Raw genomic sequence first — 18,727 nt, 5'->3', positions numbered from 1 at the left:
ATTCTGGGATACCCGCGGCCAAGCGGTCCAGTGGGGGAAGGAAAGTCCCGAAAAAAACCCCGGCCGCCTAGTTGGCGGCCGGGGCTTGGCTGGCTAACCCGATGCGTTAAGTCTCAAGAGAAGGCTTACGCGCGGGCCCGACGAATCCGGCTCAATCCCCCCAGACCCAGCAGACTGATGCCGACCAGGGCGAGGGTCCCGGGCTCCGGCACGAACACCGCGCTCACGTCGCCGGTAACCGTTTGGGTGCCCGTGATGGAGAAGCTGTCGAAGTCCCCGTCCACGTTGACCCGGAAGTAGAAGGGGCTCGGTGCAACGAAATACGACGCGCCGGCAGGGGTGAGGGTAAAGTCGTTAAAGACCAGATCGAAGAATCCGCCAACGCCGGCCACCAGCGTGCCGGTGGCGGAGGTCAGGTCGGTGGCAAAGGCGATCAGAATATCGTCGGCATTATTCGCCAGCGTGATGGGATCGCTCCCGGTGGCCCCCAGAGTCTTGGTGGTATTTTGGTCGGGGTCGAGGAAGAGGCTAAACCCGCCGGACGTGCCGGTAAAAATTGCCGAACCCGCAGGAAACGGGGGGCCGAGCGGGGTGACCGTTCCCGAGGACTCGAACAGGGCGTACAGTCCATAGTTCGTGTTTAGCTGGGAAATCGTGATCAGCGTCGTCCCATCGTTCGCGAAATATTGGCCGAAGTCAGCAAAGGCGGCCGCGTCGAATCCGCCCATACCGTCGAAGGTAATCTTTTCGGTATACGCGCCGTTTATCTTGTCGGCCACGAAGGTCACCGAACTGCTTCCGGGCACGCCTCCTTCATCGATCGTGAATTCGTTGAAGAGCCCCACGGCGCTCGCGGGCAGGCTGGCCAAGCCAAACCCCAGGGCCACCGCGGTCGTAGCCAGCGCCTTGCTCAGAAGTTTTTCCATGATCTTTCTCCGTTTATCCGTTTAAGAAGGCAAATCCCGCAATCCTGCCCGGATACTTAGCACCGATCGTGCCAGGCCGAAAACAAGCTTAAAAAACAATCCTGTGAAGGCCGCCTCTTCCCGTGCTTCAGCTGGAATGTAAATTTCCCCGACAATTTCTACAGAGGTACTTCCACAAAGCCTTTGGCGCAGCGTTCACGCTCACCCATAATCTCAGCCCGGACGGGGCGATCCTCAAGGCTGCGGCCCCCAATGAGCCCTCCCGTGCCCGCCTCGAAAAGGGCACGAGAGGGAAAAGGCGGATCTGGGTACAGGCACCCCCAACAGGGACCGAAGGCGATCAGGGTAGCCGGCCCTGTAAAAATGCCCGACAGCCCGCCAGGCACCCGCATGCCATCGATGGGAGGCAAACCATGGGAGCAAGTCGGTCCGAGCACGAGAAGACCTTGGAGAAAATCGCCCAAGCCTATTCTTCACCTCCCTGGTGGTACGACGTCCGCGGGTTTTTCATTCTGACCTTCGCTTACCGGAGCACGCTGACGGCGCAACTCCGCCTGTTTGGACAGAACATGGGCCCGGAGCACCTCGAGGTGGCGGTGGGCTCCGGCACTCTGACCGAACTGGTGCTGCGATGGCGCAAATGGAAGGGCCTTCCCGAAGTTCGGGTCGTAGGAATCGACTACGCCGAGCCCATGCTGGCGGGGGCCATCAAGCGCTTTGCAGGAAAGCCTCATGTGGAACTCCATCTGGCGGACGTCGCCGCGATGCCCTTTCCGGACGATCGCTTCGACACGGCCAATATCGCCAACGCGCTCCACTGCTTCCCGGACGTGGACGCGGGCCTGCGGGAGGTTTTCCGGGTGCTCAAACCGGGGGGCAGGCTCGCGGCGAACGTCCTGCTCTACCCGCGGGGCCCGCGGCCGCTGCGTTGGATCGCCAACAAAATCAACGCCTGGGGCATGGGCAAAGGGATTCTTTTTTCCCCCTACGAGCCCCAGGACGTGCGCCGGCGGATGCTTGTGGCAGGCTTCGAGATCTTGCAGGAACAGATCTCGGGCAATACCTACGACGTGATCGCCCGCAAACCGCGGGCGAGCGCGTGATGGGCGAAGCGTCAGCGACGAAACCTAAGACCGTTTCGCCAATAAACGCCGGGCGATCATTAGGGCGAGCCGCTGCAGGGGGTTGCGGTTGCCGAACGGGCGCCAGGTGTGGACCACCCGGTTGCGGTAGGCGTCGAACTGCATGCCGCGGGGCGCGGCGAGCACGGGCCCCCGGCCCAGGAGGATCTTGAGCGCCTCGGTGGCGGCGATGCCGGCGCAAAGCTGGCAGGCCATGGCTGTGGAGGGGCCCCGCCCCGCCGCCAGGTCCACGGCGACGGGCTCCACCAGATAGGCCCGATGGAGCATGGCTGGCGCCAGCCCGATGAGAAAGCGAAGCGCCATTTCCTCCTCGGAACAACCCTTCCAGCGGAAATACTCCTCGAACGTCATTCCCCCGGGCAGGAAGTTGAGCAGCGCCGCCCCCATCCCCAGAGGCGCCACGGTGACGGCCGGGATCCGGCGCCTCGCGCACTCGGCGAACACCAGGCGTCGCGCCTCGAAGGCGAAGAAGTCCAGCCCGTCCACATAGAGATCCACCTCCCGCAGGAATTCGCCCACGTTGTCCCGGGTGACCCCATCGGGAAGCGTCCGGATGTCCACCTCCGGGTTGATGTCCCGGGCGAGGCTCGAGAGCACCTCCAGTTTGGCCCGGCCGACGGTGCTCACCCCGGCGCCGAGCTGGCGGTTGAAGTTGGCGGGCTCGAAGACATCCCTCTCTGCCAGGCTGAAGCGGCCGATCCCCAGCCGCGCCAGGGTGACGAGATGGACGCCCCCCACCCCTCCGAGGCCGGCGATGGCGACCCGGCAGCCCCGCAGCCGCGCCTGCTCGGCCGCGGTCACCCAGCCGATGTTGCGGGAGAAAGTCTGCTGATAGTCGAATGTCAAGCGCAAAATTTAAATGAATGTTACTTTTTCTTGGGCCCCTTGGCAGACGGCGGCGCTTCGCCTAAGCTCGGAAACGCACAGGCTTTCTGCCCGGCCGCCGCGGCTTGCGGGCGTGACAGGGTGGATCAGGAAAGATCCGTCCGGGCTAAAATAGCGGCGTAATCCGTCCACTGCAACCATTAACAAGAGGTGGGTTATGGGCTCGTTCGATCCGTCCGGCATTCTTCGCTATGGGCGCCTGCTCGGGATCACGCTGGCATGGGCCGCTTTGCTCGGCGGCTGCGCCGCTCGGTCCGACTTGCCCCCCGCGCCGGCCACGGCGGCCACGCCGGAGTACAACTACATCATCGGGCCGCTCGACACCCTCAACGTGGTGGTGTGGCGCAACCCCGACCTGTCCACCACCGTGACCGTGCGCCCGGACGGCAAGATCACCGTGCCCCTGGCGGAGGACCTGGTGGCCATCGGCAAGGACTCCACCACCCTCGCCCGGGACATCGAAAAAGCGCTTTCCAAATACGTGCGCGATCCCGTGGTGACGGTGATGGTGACGGGCTTCATCGGCCCGTTCAGCGAGCAGATCCGGGTGATCGGCGAAGCGGCCAAGCCCCAGGTGCTGCCCTACCGCCAGAAGATGACCCTGCTCGACGTCATGATCGCCGTGGGCGGGGTCACCGAGTTCGCCGACGGCAACCGGGCCATCATCCTGCGCACCTCGGAAGGGAACAAGCAGTATAGCGTGCGCCTGAACGATCTGCTGAAGGACGGGGACGTGTCCGCCAACGTGGAAGTGAAGCCGGGCGACGTGCTGGTCATTCCCCAGAGCTGGTTCTGAGGGGAGAGGGCGTTTTTTCAGCAGCTTGCTAGCCGCCTGGGGCGGACCCCGTAGCGTCGCGCAGCCCGCCGGAAGGCATCGGAGAAGACGGTGGAACATCTGGTCAAGCAGCTTCGTGACATGGCCCGCGGCATGTGGCACCGCCGCTGGTACGGACTGGCGGTGGCGTGGCTGGTGGGCGCCGTGGGCGCGCTCGTCGTCTATTCGATCCCGGACCGGTACGAGGCTTCGGCCCGGGTCTACGTGGACACCGATTCGGTGCTGCGGCCCCTAATGACGGGCATCGCCGTGCAGCGCAATCTGGCGGAGGAGCTCTCCATCCTGAGCCGGATCCTCATTAGCCGGCCCAACGTGGAGAAGCTGGTGCGCATGACCGACAGCGACCTGGGAATCAAGTCGCCCCAGGAGCGGGAAAAGCTGATCGACCGGATGATGAGCAGCCTGCAGATCCGGGCCGCCCGCCGAGAGGACAATCTCTACACCATCTCCTACCGGGACACCAACCCGGAGCAGGCCAAGCGGGTAGTCCAGGCGCTCCTTTCCATCTTCCTGGAATCCAGCCTGGGGAACAAGCGCAGCGACGCGGAGCAGGCGGAGAAGTTCATCAACGAGCAGATCGCGATCTACGAAAAGCGCCTGCAGGACGCAGAGAACCGGCTCAAGGAGTTTCGCCTCAAGTACATGGGACTGGGCGCGGGCGGCGACCGGGACTACATCAGCCAGCTCACCGCCTTGAGCGAGGAGCTGGCCCGGGCCCGGGTGGAGCTGCGCGCGGCCGAGGAATCCCGGGACGCCCTCAAGCGGGAGCTCGCCGGCGAAGAACCGGTGTTCCTGCCCGATGCGGGAGCCGCCGTGCCCGCGGAGACGGGCGCGGTGCCCGAGATCGACGCGCGCCTGGCCACCCTGAAGCAAGCCCTGGACGAGCTGCTGCGCCGGTACACGGACCGGCACCCGGACGTGCAGAACACCAGGCGCATCATCGCCGAGCTGGAAAAGGAGAGGAAAGAGATCCTCGAGGCGCGGCGCGCGAGCGGAGGGGGTCCTGGGACGATGGGCTCGGCCGACCGCAACCCCGTCTACCAGCAGATCAAGGTGTCCCTCGCGGCGGCCGAGGCCAACGTGGCGGCCCTGCGCGCCCGGGTCGCCAACTACGAGGCGCGCTACCGGCAGCTCCAGGAAAGGCAGGCCCTCATCCCCCAGATGGAGGCGGAGCTGGCGCGCCTGAACCGGGACTACGAAGTGGAAAAACGCGCCTACGAAAACCTGGTGGCCCGGCGGGAGCAGGCCGCCATGTCCAAGGAGCTCCAGGGCTCGGGCGGAATCGGGGAATTCCGGGTCATCGACCCGCCCCGGGCCGAATCGAAGCCCGTGGCGCCGAACCGGTCCCTGCTGCTGCCCGTCGTTTTCGCCGGCTCCCTCGGCGCGGGCCTCTTGGCGAGCTTCCTGGTGAGCCAGCTCTTCCCCACGTTCCACGACAGCCGCACGCTGCGGGAGGTCACCCGGCGGCCGGTGCTCGGCACCATTTCCCTGCTGCCGAGCCCGGCCCTCACCCGCCAGCGCCGGCGCCGCATCGGGGCCTTCGCCGCCGGGCTCGCCGGGCTGGTGGCCTGCTATGCCGTGGGCATCCTGTTCACCTTGACCAAAACCCCTCTGCTGTGAGGCCGCCTCCGTGAGTATCATCGAACAAGCCGCCAAGCGGCTCGAACAGCTCAAGAAGTCGGGCATCCAGGTGCCCGACGGTTTGACCGGCGCCGAGCCCGCGTTGGGCTCCATAGGCCACCCGGCGCCCGACCTGGACCGGGGCGCCGGCCGCGAAGGCTTTTCCCATCCCCTGGAGGCGCCCCAGGGCCAGATCAGCCGCCGGGTGGAGATCGATCTGGGACGGATGCGGGCCGCCGGCATGGTGGTACCCGACATGCCCCAGTCCAAGCTCTCGGACGAGTTCCGGGTCATCAAGTGGCCCCTGCTCCAGAACGCCCGGGGCGGCTCCGCCGCGCCGGTGGAGCGGGGCAACCTGATCATGGTGGCGAGCGCGGTTCCCGGGGAAGGGAAAAGCTTCGTGGCCGTGAACCTCGCCATGAGCATGGCCATGGAACGGGATACCTACGTGCTCCTGGTGGACACGGACGTGGCCGGCCGGTCGCTGCCGGCCATTCTGGGGGTGCGGCATTCCGGTCCCGGCCTGCTGGATCTGCTGAGCAATCCCGGCCTGGATCCCTCGGAGGCGTTGTTGCGCACCAATGTGGAACGCCTGTCCCTGCTGCTGGCGGGGCGCCGGCACCCCCACGCCACCGAGCTCCTGGCAAGCGAGGCCATGCGGACCCTGCTGAACGAGATGGCCTACCGCTACAGCGACCGCGTCATCGTCTTCGACTCGCCGCCCCTGCTTGCCACTCCGGAGGCGCGGGTGCTCGCCACCTACATGGGCCAGATCGTGCTGGTGGTGGAGGCGGACCGCACCACCCACGCCACGGTGCAGCAGGCCCTGGAGACCCTGGAGCCCTGCCCAGTGGTCATGACGGTGTTGAACAAGGCATTCGAGTCGGAGGTCGGCTCCTACTACGGCTATCGCCAGCAGTTTTCGGATTGACGCCCTTGCGCCGGCTGACCGCGGTCTTCGCCTCCATGTCCATCCGCAACGGGAAAGCTATCGGGTGCGCTTCAGCGCAGCGCTTTTCGAGTGGTCGCCGTCCCTGGTTCGGTGCGTTTCGCTTCGCTCAATGCACCCTACGGCCCTGGGACTGTCTCTCAAGCTGGACACTGGCGCTTAGTCGATGCCTCACCTTTTGGGGAAGGACAGGATGGAGGTGGGGTCTGGCGGCGAGCATGAAAACTCATCCCCACCCCAACCCTCCCCTTGAAGGGGAGGGAACCCATCCCCACCCCAACCCTCCCCTTGAAGGGGAGGGAACCCATCCCCACCCCAACCCTCCCCTTGAAGGGGAGGGAGCCCATCCCCACCCCAGCCCGCCCACGGCCCGGCAGGCAGGCCGGGCCGGCTCTGCGAGCCCAGAGCAGTGCTCTGCGAAACCCCCGCTCCGCCCCCTTGCAGGGGAGGGGGCGGGCTTTCCTCCCCGAGGAGGAGGGGTAGCTTTCCAGCGGCATGTTAGCCATTGCGGCGGGCTCGTACTGGGGGCGGCGCTCGGCCTCCTCGCCGCCGCCGCCCACGGCGCCGACTGGAGGCTGGAAAGCGGGGTGTCAGCGCGGGCAACCTACACCGATAACGTGAACCTTGCTCCCAGCGGTCGGGAGGAGGGCGACCTCTACACCGAAGTGCGGCCCCGCATCGGTATCCGGGGAGAGGGGGGGCGGCTCAAGCTTTCCGCCGACTACTCTCCCCGGCTGCTGTATTACGTGAATCAGACCTCCCGCAGCCGCATCGCCCACGAGCTCGCCTCCTCCGCCAAGCTGGAGGCCATCGAGAACTTTTTTTTCATCGACGCCAACGCCGACATCTCCCAGGAGTTCGTCTCCCCTTTCGGCCCCCAGCCCGGGGACGTGGGCCTCGACACCGATAATCGCATCGAGACCCGCAGGCTGCGGGTTTCGCCCTATATCCAGGGCCGGACGGTGGGCAACATCGACTACCTCGGCCGCTACGAGACCACGTGGACCGACACCGATCGGGAGAGCCTCGCCAACGCCCGGCGCACCAAGTGGCTGGGGCGCCTCTCGGCGCCAACCCGGCGTATCGGCTGGAGCGCCGAAGCGTTTCGCGAGGAGACCAAGTTCGAAGACCAGCAAACGTTTACCAACAACCTGGGACGCCTGATCGTCACCTACCAGGTCGTTCCCACCTTCCGCGTAGAAGCCCGGGGCGGCTACGAGCAGAACGATTTCGGGCTCACTGATCAGGAGGGCGCCATCTACGGCGCCGGCCTCGATTGGCGCCCGACCCCGCGAACGGCGGTGAACGGCTTCTGGGAGGAGCGCTTCTTCGGCAGCTCTTTCGGGGCCAACCTCACCCACCGCACCCGGCTCACCGCGTGGCGGCTCTCGGCCTCCCGCGACATCAGCGACTTCCCCCAGGAACTCTTCACCCTGCAGCCCGGCTTCACGCCGCTGCTTTTGGACGCCATCTTCGCCGCGCGCATCCCGGACCCGGTGGAGCGCTTCAACGCCGTGGTCCAGTTCCTGCAGGAGAACCAGATTCCTCTTTTCCTCAATACGCCGCTGCGCTTTTTCACCCAGCGGATCTTCCTGCGGGAGCGCTACGAGGCCTCCGCCGCCATCAACGGAGCGCGTAACACCGTTGTCTTTTCGGTCTTCTATAGTGACAACGAGCCGGTCTCCACGACCAATGCGACCTTGCCTCCGGAACTCCTGTTGGTGGACCAGCCGTTCACCCAGATCGGGGCGTCGATTTCCTACACCCTGCGGCTGACCCGCTTGAGTAACGTGAACCTGCTGCTCTCCCACACCCGCACCAAGCGCGAGCAAACCCTTGCGGGCAGCCGCCCCGATTCCGAGCAGAACAGCGTGCGGCTCACCTATTCCACCCAGCTCGCCCCCAAAACCCGGGGGTTGGCCGGCGCCCGGTACCAGCAGTTCGACTCCGACGATCCTCTGTTCAACAACTACAACGAGTTCGCGGTATTCGTCGGCCTCGACCACCGCTTCTGAGCCATGTACGAAGCCTTCTACGGGCTGAAAGGCAAGCCCTTCCAGCTCAACCCGGACCCCGCTTTCCTCTACGCGAGCCGCGGCCACAAGAGCGCCCTCGCCTATCTCAAATACGGCATGTACCAGGGGGAAGGCTTCATCGTCATCACCGGCGAGATCGGCACGGGCAAGACCACTCTGATCCGCAGCCTCCTGGAGCAGCTCGACCGGCAGAAAGTGGTGGCGGCCCAGCTCGTGAGCACCCAGCTCGACGCGGAAAACCTGCTGCGGGCAGTGGCCACCGCCTTCGGCATCCCGGTGAAGGCGCCCCACAAGGCGGAGCTGCTGGCCGAGATCGAGGCCTACCTCACCGCCCTGGTGCCGCGGCACAAGCGGGCCTTGCTGATCGTGGACGAGGCCCAGAACTTGAGCCCCCGGGCGGTGGAGGAGCTGCGCATGCTGTCCAACTTTCAGCTCGGTAACCACGCCCTGCTGCAAAGCGTGCTGGTGGGGCAACCCGAGCTGCGGGAAGTGATGCGCAGCGCCCGCATGAAGCAGTTGCGCCAGCGGGTGATCGCCTCCTACCACCTGGGTCCCATGGACCGCCAGGAAACCCAGGGTTACATCGAGCACCGCCTGGCGCGGGTGGGATGGGTAGGCGATCCCCAGTTCGACGCCGAGGCCATGGACGAGATCTACGGCGCCACCGGCGGCGTTCCCCGGCGCATCAACACGCTGTGCAACCGCCTGCTCCTCGCTGGCTATCTGGCGGAAAAGCACGTCTTCCGCGGGGAGGACGTGCGCGCGGTGACCGCGGAGATGAAGGACGAGGGCGGCCTGGACCTGGCCGTGTCCCAGGACGAGGGCGCCCCGGCGCCAGCCGAGCAGGGGGCCACCAGGGAGCGGGCGGCCCCTAAAGCGGCGGCCGGGGCAGGACAGGGGAGCCCGGCCGACAGCCTCGGGCCCGGGGAAGGCCTGGAGCTAGCCGGTGGCCTGGGCAGCTCCGAAGGCATGGACCCGGTGAGCCTGCAGCAACGGCTGCTGCGGCTGGAGCGGGCCATGTTCACGGTGCTGGACCTGTTGAGCGAGCTGGTGCGCAAGGAAAGTTCCGGCGCGCCGGGGGCGAAGCCCGCAGCCAGGCAGAGGGAGCGAGGCTGATGGGCGCTGCGGACGGCAAGCAGGGACCCATCCTGTGCGTGGTGGGGGCGCGCCCCAATTACATGAAGATGGCGCCTCTGCTCGGCGCCTTTTCCGCCCGGGGGGATCTGCCCGGCGCAGTGCTGGTGCACACGGGACAGCACTACGACTGGCTCATGAACGACCAGTTGTTCCGCGACCTGGGGCTGCCGCCCCCCGACGTGAACCTGGAGGTGGGCTCGGGCAGCCACGCGCTGCAGACCGCGGAAATCATGCGCCGCTTCGAGCCGGTGGTGGACAACTACGCACCGAGCTGCGTGGTGGTGGTGGGTGACGTCAACTCCACCCTGGCCTGCAGCCTGGTGGCGGTGAAAAAGGCGGTGCCCGTGGTCCACGTGGAGGCGGGCTTGCGCAGCTTCGACCGCACCATGCCGGAGGAGATCAACCGGCTCCTGACCGATCAGCTCGCCGAGGTGCTCTACACCACCGAGCCCGCGGCGGCGGAGAACCTGGCCCGGGAAGGTGTGGAGCCAGAGAAGATCCACTTCGTGGGCAACGTCATGATCGATTCCCTGCTGTGCCATCTGCCCCATGCAGTGCCAGCGGCGTCCACCTTGGGCAAGGCCGGCTTTTCCATCGACGAGCGGGGCTTCGGGCTGGTCACTTTGCACCGTCCCTCCAACGTGGACGAGCCCGAAGCGCTGGCCGAAACGGTAGAGATCCTGAAGGCGGTAAGCGAGCGCTTGCCCCTGGTTTGGCCCGTTCATCCGCGCACCCGCGCCAACCTGGAGCGCTTCGGCCTCGCTGCCCGCTTCGCCACCCCCTCCATCGCCCTGCTCCCCCCGGCGGGTTACCTGGAGATGCTGGGCCTCTTGGGCGCAGCCCGGGTGGTGCTCACCGATTCCGGCGGGGTGCAGGAGGAGACCACCGCCCTGTCGGTTCCTTGCCTGACCCTACGGGACAACACCGAGCGTCCCATCACGGTGGAGCAGGGCACCAACACTCTGGTGGGCCGCAACCGGGGGCTGATCCTCTCCCTAGTGGAGGCCATCCTGGCCGGGCGGGGAAAGAAGGGACGACGACCCGAAGGCTGGGATGGCCACGCCGCGGAGCGCATCGCCGCCCATCTCGCCGGGTGGCTCGCCCGCCGGCCGGCTGAAGGGCCCTTGACCCGGGTTTCGCCATGAGGCCGGATCCCGCACCCCGGCCCACGGCCGACGGCTTTCCCGTGGCCGACGGCCTTCCCTTGACCGATGGTCTTCCCAGGGCCGACGGTTCCACCGTGGTCAACGCCATGTCCATCGACGTGGAGGACTACTTTCATGTGTCGGCCTTCGAGCCCCAGATCCACCGGGACGCCTGGGAGCGGTTTCCCTGCCGGGTGGAACGCAACGTGGAGCGAGTGCTCACCCTCCTCGCGGGGGCCAGGGCGCGGGCTACATTCTTCGTCCTGGGCTGGGTGGCGGAGCGCTATCCCCGCCTGGTGAAAGCGATCGCCGAGGCGGGGCACGAAGTGGCGAGCCACGGCCATGGCCACCGGCGAGCGGGGGATCAGCCGCCCGCGGCGTTCCTGGAGGACATCCGACGGGCGAAGTCCCTCCTGGAAGACATCACCGGCCAGCCGGTGAAAGGCTACCGGGCCCCCAGCTTTTCCTTCAACCGGCACAACTCCTGGGCCTTCGACTGCGTGCTGGAAGCCGGCTACCGCTACAGCTCCAGCGTCTATCCGGTGCGCCACGACCACTATGGCATGCCCGAGGCGCCCCGCTTCCCTTACTCGCCCCGACCGGGGCTCCTGGAGGTGCCCGTGACCACGGCGCGGCTGTGGAACGCCAACCTGCCGGCGGGGGGCGGCGGCTATTTCCGCCTCTTTCCCTACGCGGTGTCCCGGGCCTTCCTCCGGCGCGTGAACCGGGTGGACGGCATGCCCGCCGTGTTCTATTTCCATCCCTGGGAGCTGGACCCGGAACAGCCCCGGGTCCCCGGGGTGGCGCTGAAGGCCCGTTTCCGCCATTACTTGAACCTCGCCCGCACCGAACGGCGGCTCAAGCGCCTGCTCGACGATTTCGCCTGGGACCGGGTGGACCGGGTGTTTCTCAAGGACTGAGGCATGGGGGGCATCGAGCGCGTACTCGTCCCGCGGCAGAAGGCAGCCGGCATCGCCGTGCGACGCTACGGGGACGCGGATCGGGCCCGCTGGTCCGCTTTCGTGGCCGGCTGCCCGGAGGCGACCTTTTTCCATCGCATCGAGTGGAAAGAGGTGATCGAGGGCGTCTTCGGCCATCGCACCCATTACCTCCTGGCCGAGGAGGGCGGCGAGGTGGTGGGCGTGCTGCCCCTGGCGGAAATGAAGAGCCTCCTCTTCGGCCACCGCCTGACCTCTCTGCCTTTCTGCGCGTACGGAGGCGTCGCCGCGGTCCGCGAGGGCGCCCGGCGCGCCCTCATCGAGGCCGCCCGCGCCCTGGGCCGGGACCTGGGCGTGGATCACCTGGAGCTGCGCCATCGGGAGCCGCGGGAGCCCGCCTGGCCGCGCCAGGATCTCTACGTGACCTTCCGCAAGACCTTGGCTCCGGAACCCGAAGTGAACCTGAACGCGGTTCCCCGCAAGCAGCGGGCCATGGTGCGCAAAGGCATCAAGGCGGGCTTGAGCAGCGAGATCGACGCCACGGTGGACCGCTTCTTCCGCCTTTACGCGGACAACGTGCACCGCCACGGCACGCCGGCCCTGCCCCAGGATTACTTCCGGGCCCTCCAGCAGGCTTTCGGCGGCGACTGCGAGGTGCTCACCGTGGTGGACCCCGCGGGCCGTCCCCTTTCCAGCGTGCTCTCCTTCTATTTTCGGGACGAGGTCTTGCCCTATTACGCCGGGGACGACGCCAGCGCCCGGGAGCTGGCGGCCAACGATTTCAAGTACTGGGAGCTCATGCGGCGCGCATGCGAGCGGGGCGTGCGGGTCTTCGATTACGGCAGGAGCAAGCGGGGCACCGGGTCCTACGACTTCAAGCGCCACTGGGGGTTCGAGCCCTCGCCCCTCCATTACGAGTACTGCCTGTACCGGGGAACCGCCATTCCCCAGCACAATCCCCTCAACCCCAAGTACCGGGCTTTCATCGCCCTCTGGCGGCGCCTGCCCCTTGGGGTGGCCAACGCGCTGGGGCCCCGCATCGTGCGCCATCTAGGGTAGTCCGGAATGAAAGTAGAAACCGACCCCTTCGTCGCCGCGCCGGACCCGCCTCCCGGGACGGGGCGTTCCGGGCTTTTCGGGCAGGGCTTCCCCTGGCCTTTCGGAACGAGCGGGATCGCCGTCCTGGTGGCCGCCGCAGTGATGGTCGGACTGCTGCTGCTTTACTTCGACACGCTTCGCGACCTGGTGTCCATCTGGTACCGCTCGGAGACCTTCGCCCACGGCTTCCTGGTGGCGCCCATTGCCCTGTGGCTCGTGTGGCGCGACCGGCACCGGCTGACGGGACAGGTGCCGCGGCCCTTCTACCCCGCCCTGGCGGGCGTGGCGCTGGCGGGATTCGGCTGGCTCCTAGGAGAGCTGGCCAGCGTGATCGGGGTCACCCATTTCGCCCTGGTGCTCATGCTCCAGGCCGCCCTCGTCGCGGTCCTGGGCCTGGGGATCGCCCGGCGCATCGTCTTCCCCCTCGCCTTTCTGCTCTTCGCCGTGCCGGCGGGGGAGTTTCTCGTGCCGGCCATGATGAACGTGACCGCCGACGTCACCATCGCCGCCCTGCGCGCATCCGGCGTCCCGGTATACCGGGAAGGCAACTTCTTCCTCATTCCCACCGGCGCCTGGTCGGTGGTGGAGGCCTGCAGCGGGGTACGCTACCTCATCGCCAGCTTCATGGTGGGCTGCCTCTACGCCTACCTGGTCTACCGCAAGCCCCTGAAACGGCTGGCCTTCGTCGCCGTCTCCCTGGCGGTGCCGGTGGTCGCCAACTGGCTGCGGGCCTATCTGATCGTCATGATCGGCCATCTCTCCGGCAACAAGCTGGCGGCCGGGGTGGACCATCTGATCTACGGATGGCTGTTTTTCGGCGTGGTGATAACCCTGACCTTCTGGATCGGCTACTTCTGGCGCGACCCGCCGGAGCAAGCCCCCCCTGCCGCGGCGCCCGCTGGACCAGCGGGGGCGTCCACCGCCACGGGGTCGCTGCTCATCGCCGCCGCCTTCGCCCTCTCCATCGGGAGCCTGTGGCCGGCGGCCCTGGCGGCCCTGGACGCGCCCCGCAACGCCCCGCCGCCCGCGCTGGCGGCGAGCGATCTCGCCGGGCCTTGGCAGCCCGCTGCACCTTTCACTCCCTGGAAGCCGGCGTTCGAGTCACCCCGGGCCGAGCTCAACGCCGCATTCCAGCGGGACGGCGCTGCCGTCGGGCTCTACCTCGCCTACTACCGGGATCAGCGCCAGGGCGCCGAGCTGGTGAGCTCGTTGAACGCCCTAGTCAAGACCAGCGACCAGAGCTGGCGGCAGGTGAGCGGCGGGACGGCCCGACTCGCCTGGAAAGGGGAGCCGCTCCAGGCGAAATCCGCCTTGCTGGCGGGCCCCGGCCAGCGGTTCCTCGTCTACCAGTGGTACTGGGTCGATGGCCGGCTTACTGCCGTCGATCACCTGGCCAAGCTCTACCTAGCCTGGCTGAAGCTCCAGGGACGGGGGGACGATTCCGCCCTGGTGGTGGTCTATACCCCGGTCGAAGACGACCGGGAAGCGGCCGAACGAACCCTCAAGCGGTTCGTCGCCGACATGGCCCCCGCCATCGACGACCTGCTCGAGCGCGCCGCCGGAGGAGGCCGCCCATGAGTGCCCGGGCCGAACGTCCTCTGATCCTGCACGTGGTGTACCGCTTCGCCGTGGGCGGGCTGGAAAACGGGGTGGTGAACCTCATCAACCGCATGCCCGAAGAGGCGTTTCGCCACGGCGTCGTGTCCCTGACCGACGTTTCCGAGGAGTTCCGCCGCCGCGTCGCCCGCAAGGACGTGGTCTTCGTGGCCCTGCAAAAGAGCCCCGGCCATGCCTTGCGCCTCTACCCCCGGCTCTACCGGCTCTTTCGCGAGCTCAAGCCCGCCATCGTCCACACCCGCAACCTGGCCGCCCTGGAGGCCGTGGTTCCCGCCTGGGCCGCCGGGGTGCCCGCCCGGATCCACGGCGAGCACGGCTGGGGCGCCCAGGATCTGGACGGAACCAACGGCCGCTACCGGCGCATGCGCCAGTTGTTCTCGCCCTTCGTCCATCGCTACATCGCCCTGTCCCAGCATCTGGAGCGCTATCTCACCGATGCCGTGGGCATCGGTAAGGAGCGGGTCCTGCAGATCTACAACGGGGTGGACACGGAGCGCTTCCGTCCAGCCAAGGAGGCGCCGGTGTTGATCGAGGGCTATCCCTTCCACGATCCCGGGCTCTGGGTGGTGGGCACGGTGGGCCGCTTGGAGACGGTCAAGGACCAGCCCACCCTGGCCCGGGCTTTCGTGCGGGCCCTGGAGCGCAGCCCGGGCGCGCGCGAGCGGCTGCGGCTTGCCCTCGTCGGCGACGGCCCCCTGCGGGAGGCCACCCGGCGGATCCTGGAGGAGGCGGGCGTCGCCCATCTCGCGTGGATGCCAGGGGAGCGCTCCGACGTGGCGGAGCTCCTGCGGGGCTTCCATTGCTTCGCCCTGCCCTCCCTGGCGGAGGGCATCTCCAACACCATCCTGGAGGCAATGGCCTCGGGGCTGCCGGTGATCGCCACCCGGGTGGGCGGCAACGGGGAGCTGGTGGCCGACGGCATGACCGGGCGGCTCGTCCCGCCCGCAGACCCCGAGGCCCTGGCGTCCCGGATTCTGGACTACTTCCATCACCCGGAGGTGGCCCGGCGCCACGGCACCGCCGGGCGCAGCCGGGTGGTGCGGCAGTTCAGCCTGGCCCAGATGGTGGCCCGCTACCAGGAGGTCTACGAGGCCTTGGCTTCGGCGCGGCGCGGCGAACGGGGCGCGGCCACCGCGAGCCCCACCCCGGGGCGGTGACCCATGTGCGGGCTGGTGGCCATCTTCGACACACGGGGGCGCCGGGACATCCCCCGGGAGGCGGTGGCGCGCATGAACGAGGTCCAGCGCCACCGGGGTCCCGACGAAGGGGCCGTGCACCTGGAGCCGGGCCTCGCCCTAGGCCACCGGCGGCTTTCCATCATCGACCTCGCCACCGGCCAGCAACCCCTGTTCAACGAAGACGGGAGCGTCGCCGTGGTGTTCAACGGCGAGATCTACAACTACCAGTCCCTCATCCCCGAACTCACGCGCCTGGGGCATGCGTTCCGCACCCGCAGCGACACCGAAGTCATCGTTCATGCCTGGGAGGCCTGGGGCGAGGCCTGCGTGGAGCGGCTGCGGGGCATGTTCGCCTTCGCCCTCTGGGATCGCAATCGGGAGACCCTGTTCCTCGCCCGGGACCGGCTCGGAGTGAAACCCTTGCATTACGCGCTCCTGCCCGACGGGCTGCTGCTGGTCGGCTCGGAACTCAAGAGCCTGCTAGCCCACGGGGGGTTGAGCCGGACCCTGGATCCTTGCGCCGTGGAGGAGTATTTCGCCCTCGGGTACGTCCCGGAGCCGCGCACCATCTTCAAGCAGGCGCTGAAGCTGCCCCCGGGCCACACCCTCACCGTGCGCCGCGGGGAAGCGCTTCCGGCACCCCGGGAGTATTGGGATGTCGCCTTCACCCTGGACAACCCCATCCCGGAGGCCGACGCCCGGGCCGAGCTGCTGGCGCGGCTGGAGGAGTCGGTGCGGTTGCGCCTGATCGCCGAGGTGCCCCTGGGGGCCTTCCTCTCCGGCGGCGTGGATTCCAGCGCGGTGGTGGCCACCATGGCAGCGGTCGCCCAGGAGCCGGTACGCACCTGCTCCATCGCCTTTTCCGATCCGGCCTTCGACGAGTCCCGCTACGCGGCGCTGGTGGCGGAGCGGCTGGGCACCGAGCACTTCGTCCACCCGGTGGACGTGGACGATTTCGATCTCCTGGACGAGCTCGCCCGCGTCTACGACGAACCCTACGCCGACAGCTCGGCGATCCCCACCTACCGGGTATGCCAGCTCGCCCGCCGCCACGTGACCGTAGCCCTGTCGGGGGACGGCGGCGACGAGAGCTTCGGCGGCTACCGGCGCTACCGGCTCCACATGAGGGAAGAAAAGCTGAGGGCGTCCCTGCCGCTTGCCCTACGGCGGTCCGTCTTCGGGCTCCTCGGGCGCGTCTATCCGAAAGCTGACTGGGCGCCCCGGTTCCTGCGGGCGAAGAGCACCTTCGAGGCTCTCGCAAGAAGCTCGGTGGAGGCGTACTTCCAGGGCGTGTCGATCCTGCGCGATTCCATGCGGCGCGAGCTTTACAGCCCCGCGTTCCGCGCCGAGCTCGGCGGCTACAACGCCTTCGAGGTGTTCGAGCGCCACGCCCGCCGCGCCAACCGGGAGGACCCCCTCGCCCTGGTACAGTACCTGGATCTGAAGACCTATCTCGTGGGCGACATCAACACCAAGGTGGACCGAGCCAGCATGGCCCATTCCCTGGAGGTGCGCGAGCCCCTGATGGACCATCCCCTGGTGGAGTGGCTCGCGACCCTGCCCTCCACCTTCAAGGTGCGCGGCGGCGAAGGCAAGTTCCTGCTCAAGAAGGCAATGGAGCCGAAGCTGCCGCAGGAAATCCTCTACCGGCCCAAGATGGGCTTCGCCGTGCCCCTCGCCCGCTGGTTCCGCGGCCCCTTGCGGGAAAGGGTGCGCCGGGCGCTCCTGGGCGACGCCCTGGCGCAAACCGGCCTGTTCAACCCCGCGTTCCTGCGCCAACTGGTAGAGGCCCACGAATCCGGACGGTCGGACCACAGCGCGCCCCTGTGGACGCTGCTCATGTTCGAGGCATTCCTGCGCCATACCCTGGGCCAGGAAACCGCCCAGCGGCGGGAGACCGTGGCGGCATGAGCCTGCGCGTCCTCCACCTCCTGGACCATTCGGCCCCCCTGCACAGCGGGTACGCCTTTCGCACCCTGGCGATCCTGCGGGAAGCCCAAGCCCTGGGCTGGAAGACCTTTCACCTGACCTCCCCCAAGCAAGGCCCCTGCGCGGCGGACGAGGAGCAGGTGGACGGCTGGCACTTCTACCGTACCCCGGTAAGCAACCGTTTCTGGGCCAGGGGAACCCTCCTTGAACCCTTTGCCTGCATGCTGGCCACGGCCCGGCGGCTGGACGCCCTCACGGCGCGGCTTGCGCCCGACGTGCTGCACGCCCACTCGCCCGTGCTCAACGCGCTTCCCGCTTTGTGGGTGGGGCGCCGCCGCGGCGTCCCCGTGGTCTATGAGATGCGGGCGTCATGGGAAGATGCCGCCGTGGATCACGGCACCACCACCGAAGGGAGCGCGCGCTACCGGCTGTCCCGGGCCCTGGAGACCTTCGCCCTGCGCCGGGCCGACCACGTTACCACCCTGTGCGAAGGGTTGCGGCGGGACATCGCCGCCCGGGGCATCCCGGAGGAGAGAATCACCGTGATCCCCAACGGAGTGAATCCGGCCCAGTTCGGCGCCGGGCGGCCCCGGGACCCAGCCCTGGCCGCCGCCCTGGGGCTGGAGGGCGCAACAGTGCTCGGCTTCGCCGGTTCCTTCTACGCCTACGAGGGCTTGGATCTCCTGATCGACGCCATGGCCCTGCTCGCGCCGCGCCACGGGGCCCTCAAGCTCCTGCTGGTGGGCGGCGGCTTTCAGGAAGAAGCGCTCAAGCGCCAAGCGCAGGCGTTGGGCCTCATGGGCCGGGTGATCTTCGCCGGGCGCGTGCCCCATGCGGAAGTCAGCCGCTACTACGATCTCGTCGACATCCTGGTTTATCCCCGGCGCTCCATACGGTTGACCGAGCTGGTGACGCCGTTGAAACCCCTGGAAGCCCTGGCCCAGGGGAAGCTGGTGGTGGCCTCCGACGTGGGGGGCCACCGCGAGCTGATCCAGGACGGGCGCACAGGCATCCTCTTCCCCGCGGGCGACGTGGGAGCCCTGGCCCAGGCCATCGAGCGGTTGCTGGAAGAACCTCAACGATGGGAGACGCTCAAGCGGGCGGGACGAAAGTTCGTGGAGGAAGAGCGCACCTGGGCCCGCAGCGTAGCGCGATACGCGGCCGTGTACGAACGGGTGCTAGCGAAGCGGGACGCCAAGATTCCCGTTATCGCCGGACGGTGAATGGGTCAGACCCGGAAATCGCTATTCAGCCACAAATGGACACGAATGTTCACGAATAAGACAAGGCCT

The 18,727-nt window shown here is 67.7% G+C and carries 15 protein-coding genes; 13 read left to right on the top strand and 2 right to left on the bottom strand.

Annotation, left to right across the window (positions count from 1 at the left end; translation table 11 throughout):
* Positions 1-125 precede the first annotated feature (125 nt).
* Positions 126-926, bottom strand: a complete 801-nt coding sequence (gene pepA / locus ACTFO6_RS03635) for a flocculation-associated PEP-CTERM protein PepA (RefSeq protein ID WP_439933074.1) — start codon at positions 924-926, stop codon at positions 126-128.
* 413 nt (positions 927-1,339) lie between these two features.
* On the opposite strand from pepA, the gene ACTFO6_RS03630 reads away from it, so the two are divergent.
* Positions 1,340-2,029 (top strand): class I SAM-dependent methyltransferase, encoded by a 690-nt coding sequence (locus ACTFO6_RS03630; RefSeq protein ID WP_439933073.1) that lies wholly within the window; start codon positions 1,340-1,342, stop codon positions 2,027-2,029.
* 24 nt (positions 2,030-2,053) lie between these two features.
* Here ACTFO6_RS03630 and ACTFO6_RS03625 read toward each other — a convergent pair whose 3' ends face one another.
* Complete coding sequence (locus tag ACTFO6_RS03625; RefSeq protein ID WP_439933072.1) at positions 2,054-2,920, bottom strand: ThiF family adenylyltransferase; 867 nt, start codon at positions 2,918-2,920, stop codon at positions 2,054-2,056.
* 190 nt (positions 2,921-3,110) lie between these two features.
* Here ACTFO6_RS03625 and ACTFO6_RS03620 point away from each other — a divergent pair, with 190 nt between their 5' ends.
* From ACTFO6_RS03620 to ACTFO6_RS03565, 12 genes are all read left to right on the top strand, one after another.
* Complete coding sequence (locus ACTFO6_RS03620) at positions 3,111-3,749, top strand: XrtA/PEP-CTERM system exopolysaccharide export protein (protein ID WP_439933071.1); 639 nt, start codon at positions 3,111-3,113, stop codon at positions 3,747-3,749.
* 90 nt (positions 3,750-3,839) lie between these two features.
* A complete protein-coding gene (locus ACTFO6_RS03615) occupies positions 3,840-5,408 on the top strand; it encodes an XrtA system polysaccharide chain length determinant (RefSeq protein WP_439933070.1) in 1,569 nt (522 codons plus the stop codon).
* A 10-nt stretch (positions 5,409-5,418) separates the two neighbouring features.
* Positions 5,419-6,339: an XrtA-associated tyrosine autokinase gene (locus ACTFO6_RS03610; RefSeq protein ID WP_439933069.1), complete on the top strand. Its 921-nt coding sequence runs from the start codon at positions 5,419-5,421 to the stop codon at positions 6,337-6,339.
* Between the two features lie 35 nt (positions 6,340-6,374).
* Positions 6,375-8,372 carry a TIGR03016 family PEP-CTERM system-associated outer membrane protein gene (locus ACTFO6_RS03605; protein WP_439933102.1) on the top strand — a complete coding sequence of 666 codons (1,998 nt, stop codon included), beginning with the start codon at positions 6,375-6,377 and terminating at the stop codon, positions 8,370-8,372.
* A gap of 3 nt (positions 8,373-8,375) precedes the next feature.
* Positions 8,376-9,509 (top strand): XrtA/PEP-CTERM system-associated ATPase, encoded by a 1,134-nt coding sequence (locus tag ACTFO6_RS03600; RefSeq protein WP_439933068.1) that lies wholly within the window; start codon positions 8,376-8,378, stop codon positions 9,507-9,509.
* Complete coding sequence (gene wecB / locus ACTFO6_RS03595; RefSeq protein WP_439933067.1) at positions 9,509-10,675, top strand: non-hydrolyzing UDP-N-acetylglucosamine 2-epimerase; 1,167 nt, start codon at positions 9,509-9,511, stop codon at positions 10,673-10,675. The genes ACTFO6_RS03600 and wecB overlap by 1 nt, the downstream gene beginning before the upstream one ends.
* A gap of 107 nt (positions 10,676-10,782) precedes the next feature.
* A complete protein-coding gene (locus ACTFO6_RS03590; protein ID WP_439933101.1) occupies positions 10,783-11,595 on the top strand; it encodes an XrtA system polysaccharide deacetylase in 813 nt (270 codons plus the stop codon).
* Between the two features lie 3 nt (positions 11,596-11,598).
* Positions 11,599-12,672, top strand: a complete 1,074-nt coding sequence (locus ACTFO6_RS03585) for a FemAB family XrtA/PEP-CTERM system-associated protein (RefSeq protein WP_439933066.1) — start codon at positions 11,599-11,601, stop codon at positions 12,670-12,672.
* Positions 12,673-12,678: 6 nt separating this feature from the next.
* Positions 12,679-14,289 (top strand): exosortase A, encoded by a 1,611-nt coding sequence (gene xrtA, locus ACTFO6_RS03580; RefSeq protein ID WP_439933065.1) that lies wholly within the window; start codon positions 12,679-12,681, stop codon positions 14,287-14,289.
* On the top strand, positions 14,286-15,485 hold the full coding sequence (locus tag ACTFO6_RS03575; RefSeq protein ID WP_439933064.1) for a TIGR03088 family PEP-CTERM/XrtA system glycosyltransferase: 1,200 nt from the start codon (positions 14,286-14,288) through the stop codon (positions 15,483-15,485). Before xrtA ends, ACTFO6_RS03575 begins: the two co-directional genes overlap by 4 nt.
* Before the next feature lie 3 nt (positions 15,486-15,488).
* Entirely contained in the window at positions 15,489-17,417 is a 1,929-nt protein-coding gene (locus ACTFO6_RS03570) for an XrtA/PEP-CTERM system amidotransferase (RefSeq protein ID WP_439933063.1), read from the top strand.
* Positions 17,418-17,419: 2 nt separating this feature from the next.
* Positions 17,420-18,658: a TIGR04063 family PEP-CTERM/XrtA system glycosyltransferase gene (locus ACTFO6_RS03565; protein WP_439933100.1), complete on the top strand. Its 1,239-nt coding sequence runs from the start codon at positions 17,420-17,422 to the stop codon at positions 18,656-18,658.
* Positions 18,659-18,727 lie beyond the last annotated feature (69 nt).

This window comes from Pelomicrobium sp. G1 (genome assembly GCF_051905455.1).
In the GTDB taxonomy this organism is placed as follows: Bacteria; Pseudomonadota; Gammaproteobacteria; order Burkholderiales; family UBA6910; genus Pelomicrobium.
The sequence above is the reverse complement of the archived record's forward strand: the minus strand, read 5'-3'. Positions and strand labels throughout refer to the sequence as shown.

What these genes read in the sequence shown, in the direction of transcription:
- pepA (WP_439933074.1), bottom strand. Translation starts at nt 926, where the DNA reads ATGGAAAAACTTCTGAGCAAGGCGCTGGCTACGACCGCGGTGGCCCTG.
- ACTFO6_RS03630 (WP_439933073.1), top strand. Translation starts at nt 1,340, where the DNA reads ATGGGAGCAAGTCGGTCCGAGCACGAGAAGACCTTGGAGAAAATCGCC.
- ACTFO6_RS03620 (WP_439933071.1), top strand. Translation starts at nt 3,111, where the DNA reads ATGGGCTCGTTCGATCCGTCCGGCATTCTTCGCTATGGGCGCCTGCTC.
- ACTFO6_RS03605 (WP_439933102.1), top strand. Translation starts at nt 6,375, where the DNA reads ATGTCCATCCGCAACGGGAAAGCTATCGGGTGCGCTTCAGCGCAGCGC.
- ACTFO6_RS03600 (WP_439933068.1), top strand. Translation starts at nt 8,376, where the DNA reads ATGTACGAAGCCTTCTACGGGCTGAAAGGCAAGCCCTTCCAGCTCAAC.
- wecB (WP_439933067.1), top strand. Translation starts at nt 9,509, where the DNA reads ATGGGCGCTGCGGACGGCAAGCAGGGACCCATCCTGTGCGTGGTGGGG.
- ACTFO6_RS03590 (WP_439933101.1), top strand. Translation starts at nt 10,783, where the DNA reads ATGTCCATCGACGTGGAGGACTACTTTCATGTGTCGGCCTTCGAGCCC.
- ACTFO6_RS03585 (WP_439933066.1), top strand. Translation starts at nt 11,599, where the DNA reads ATGGGGGGCATCGAGCGCGTACTCGTCCCGCGGCAGAAGGCAGCCGGC.
- xrtA (WP_439933065.1), top strand. Translation starts at nt 12,679, where the DNA reads ATGAAAGTAGAAACCGACCCCTTCGTCGCCGCGCCGGACCCGCCTCCC.
- ACTFO6_RS03575 (WP_439933064.1), top strand. Translation starts at nt 14,286, where the DNA reads ATGAGTGCCCGGGCCGAACGTCCTCTGATCCTGCACGTGGTGTACCGC.
- ACTFO6_RS03570 (WP_439933063.1), top strand. Translation starts at nt 15,489, where the DNA reads ATGTGCGGGCTGGTGGCCATCTTCGACACACGGGGGCGCCGGGACATC.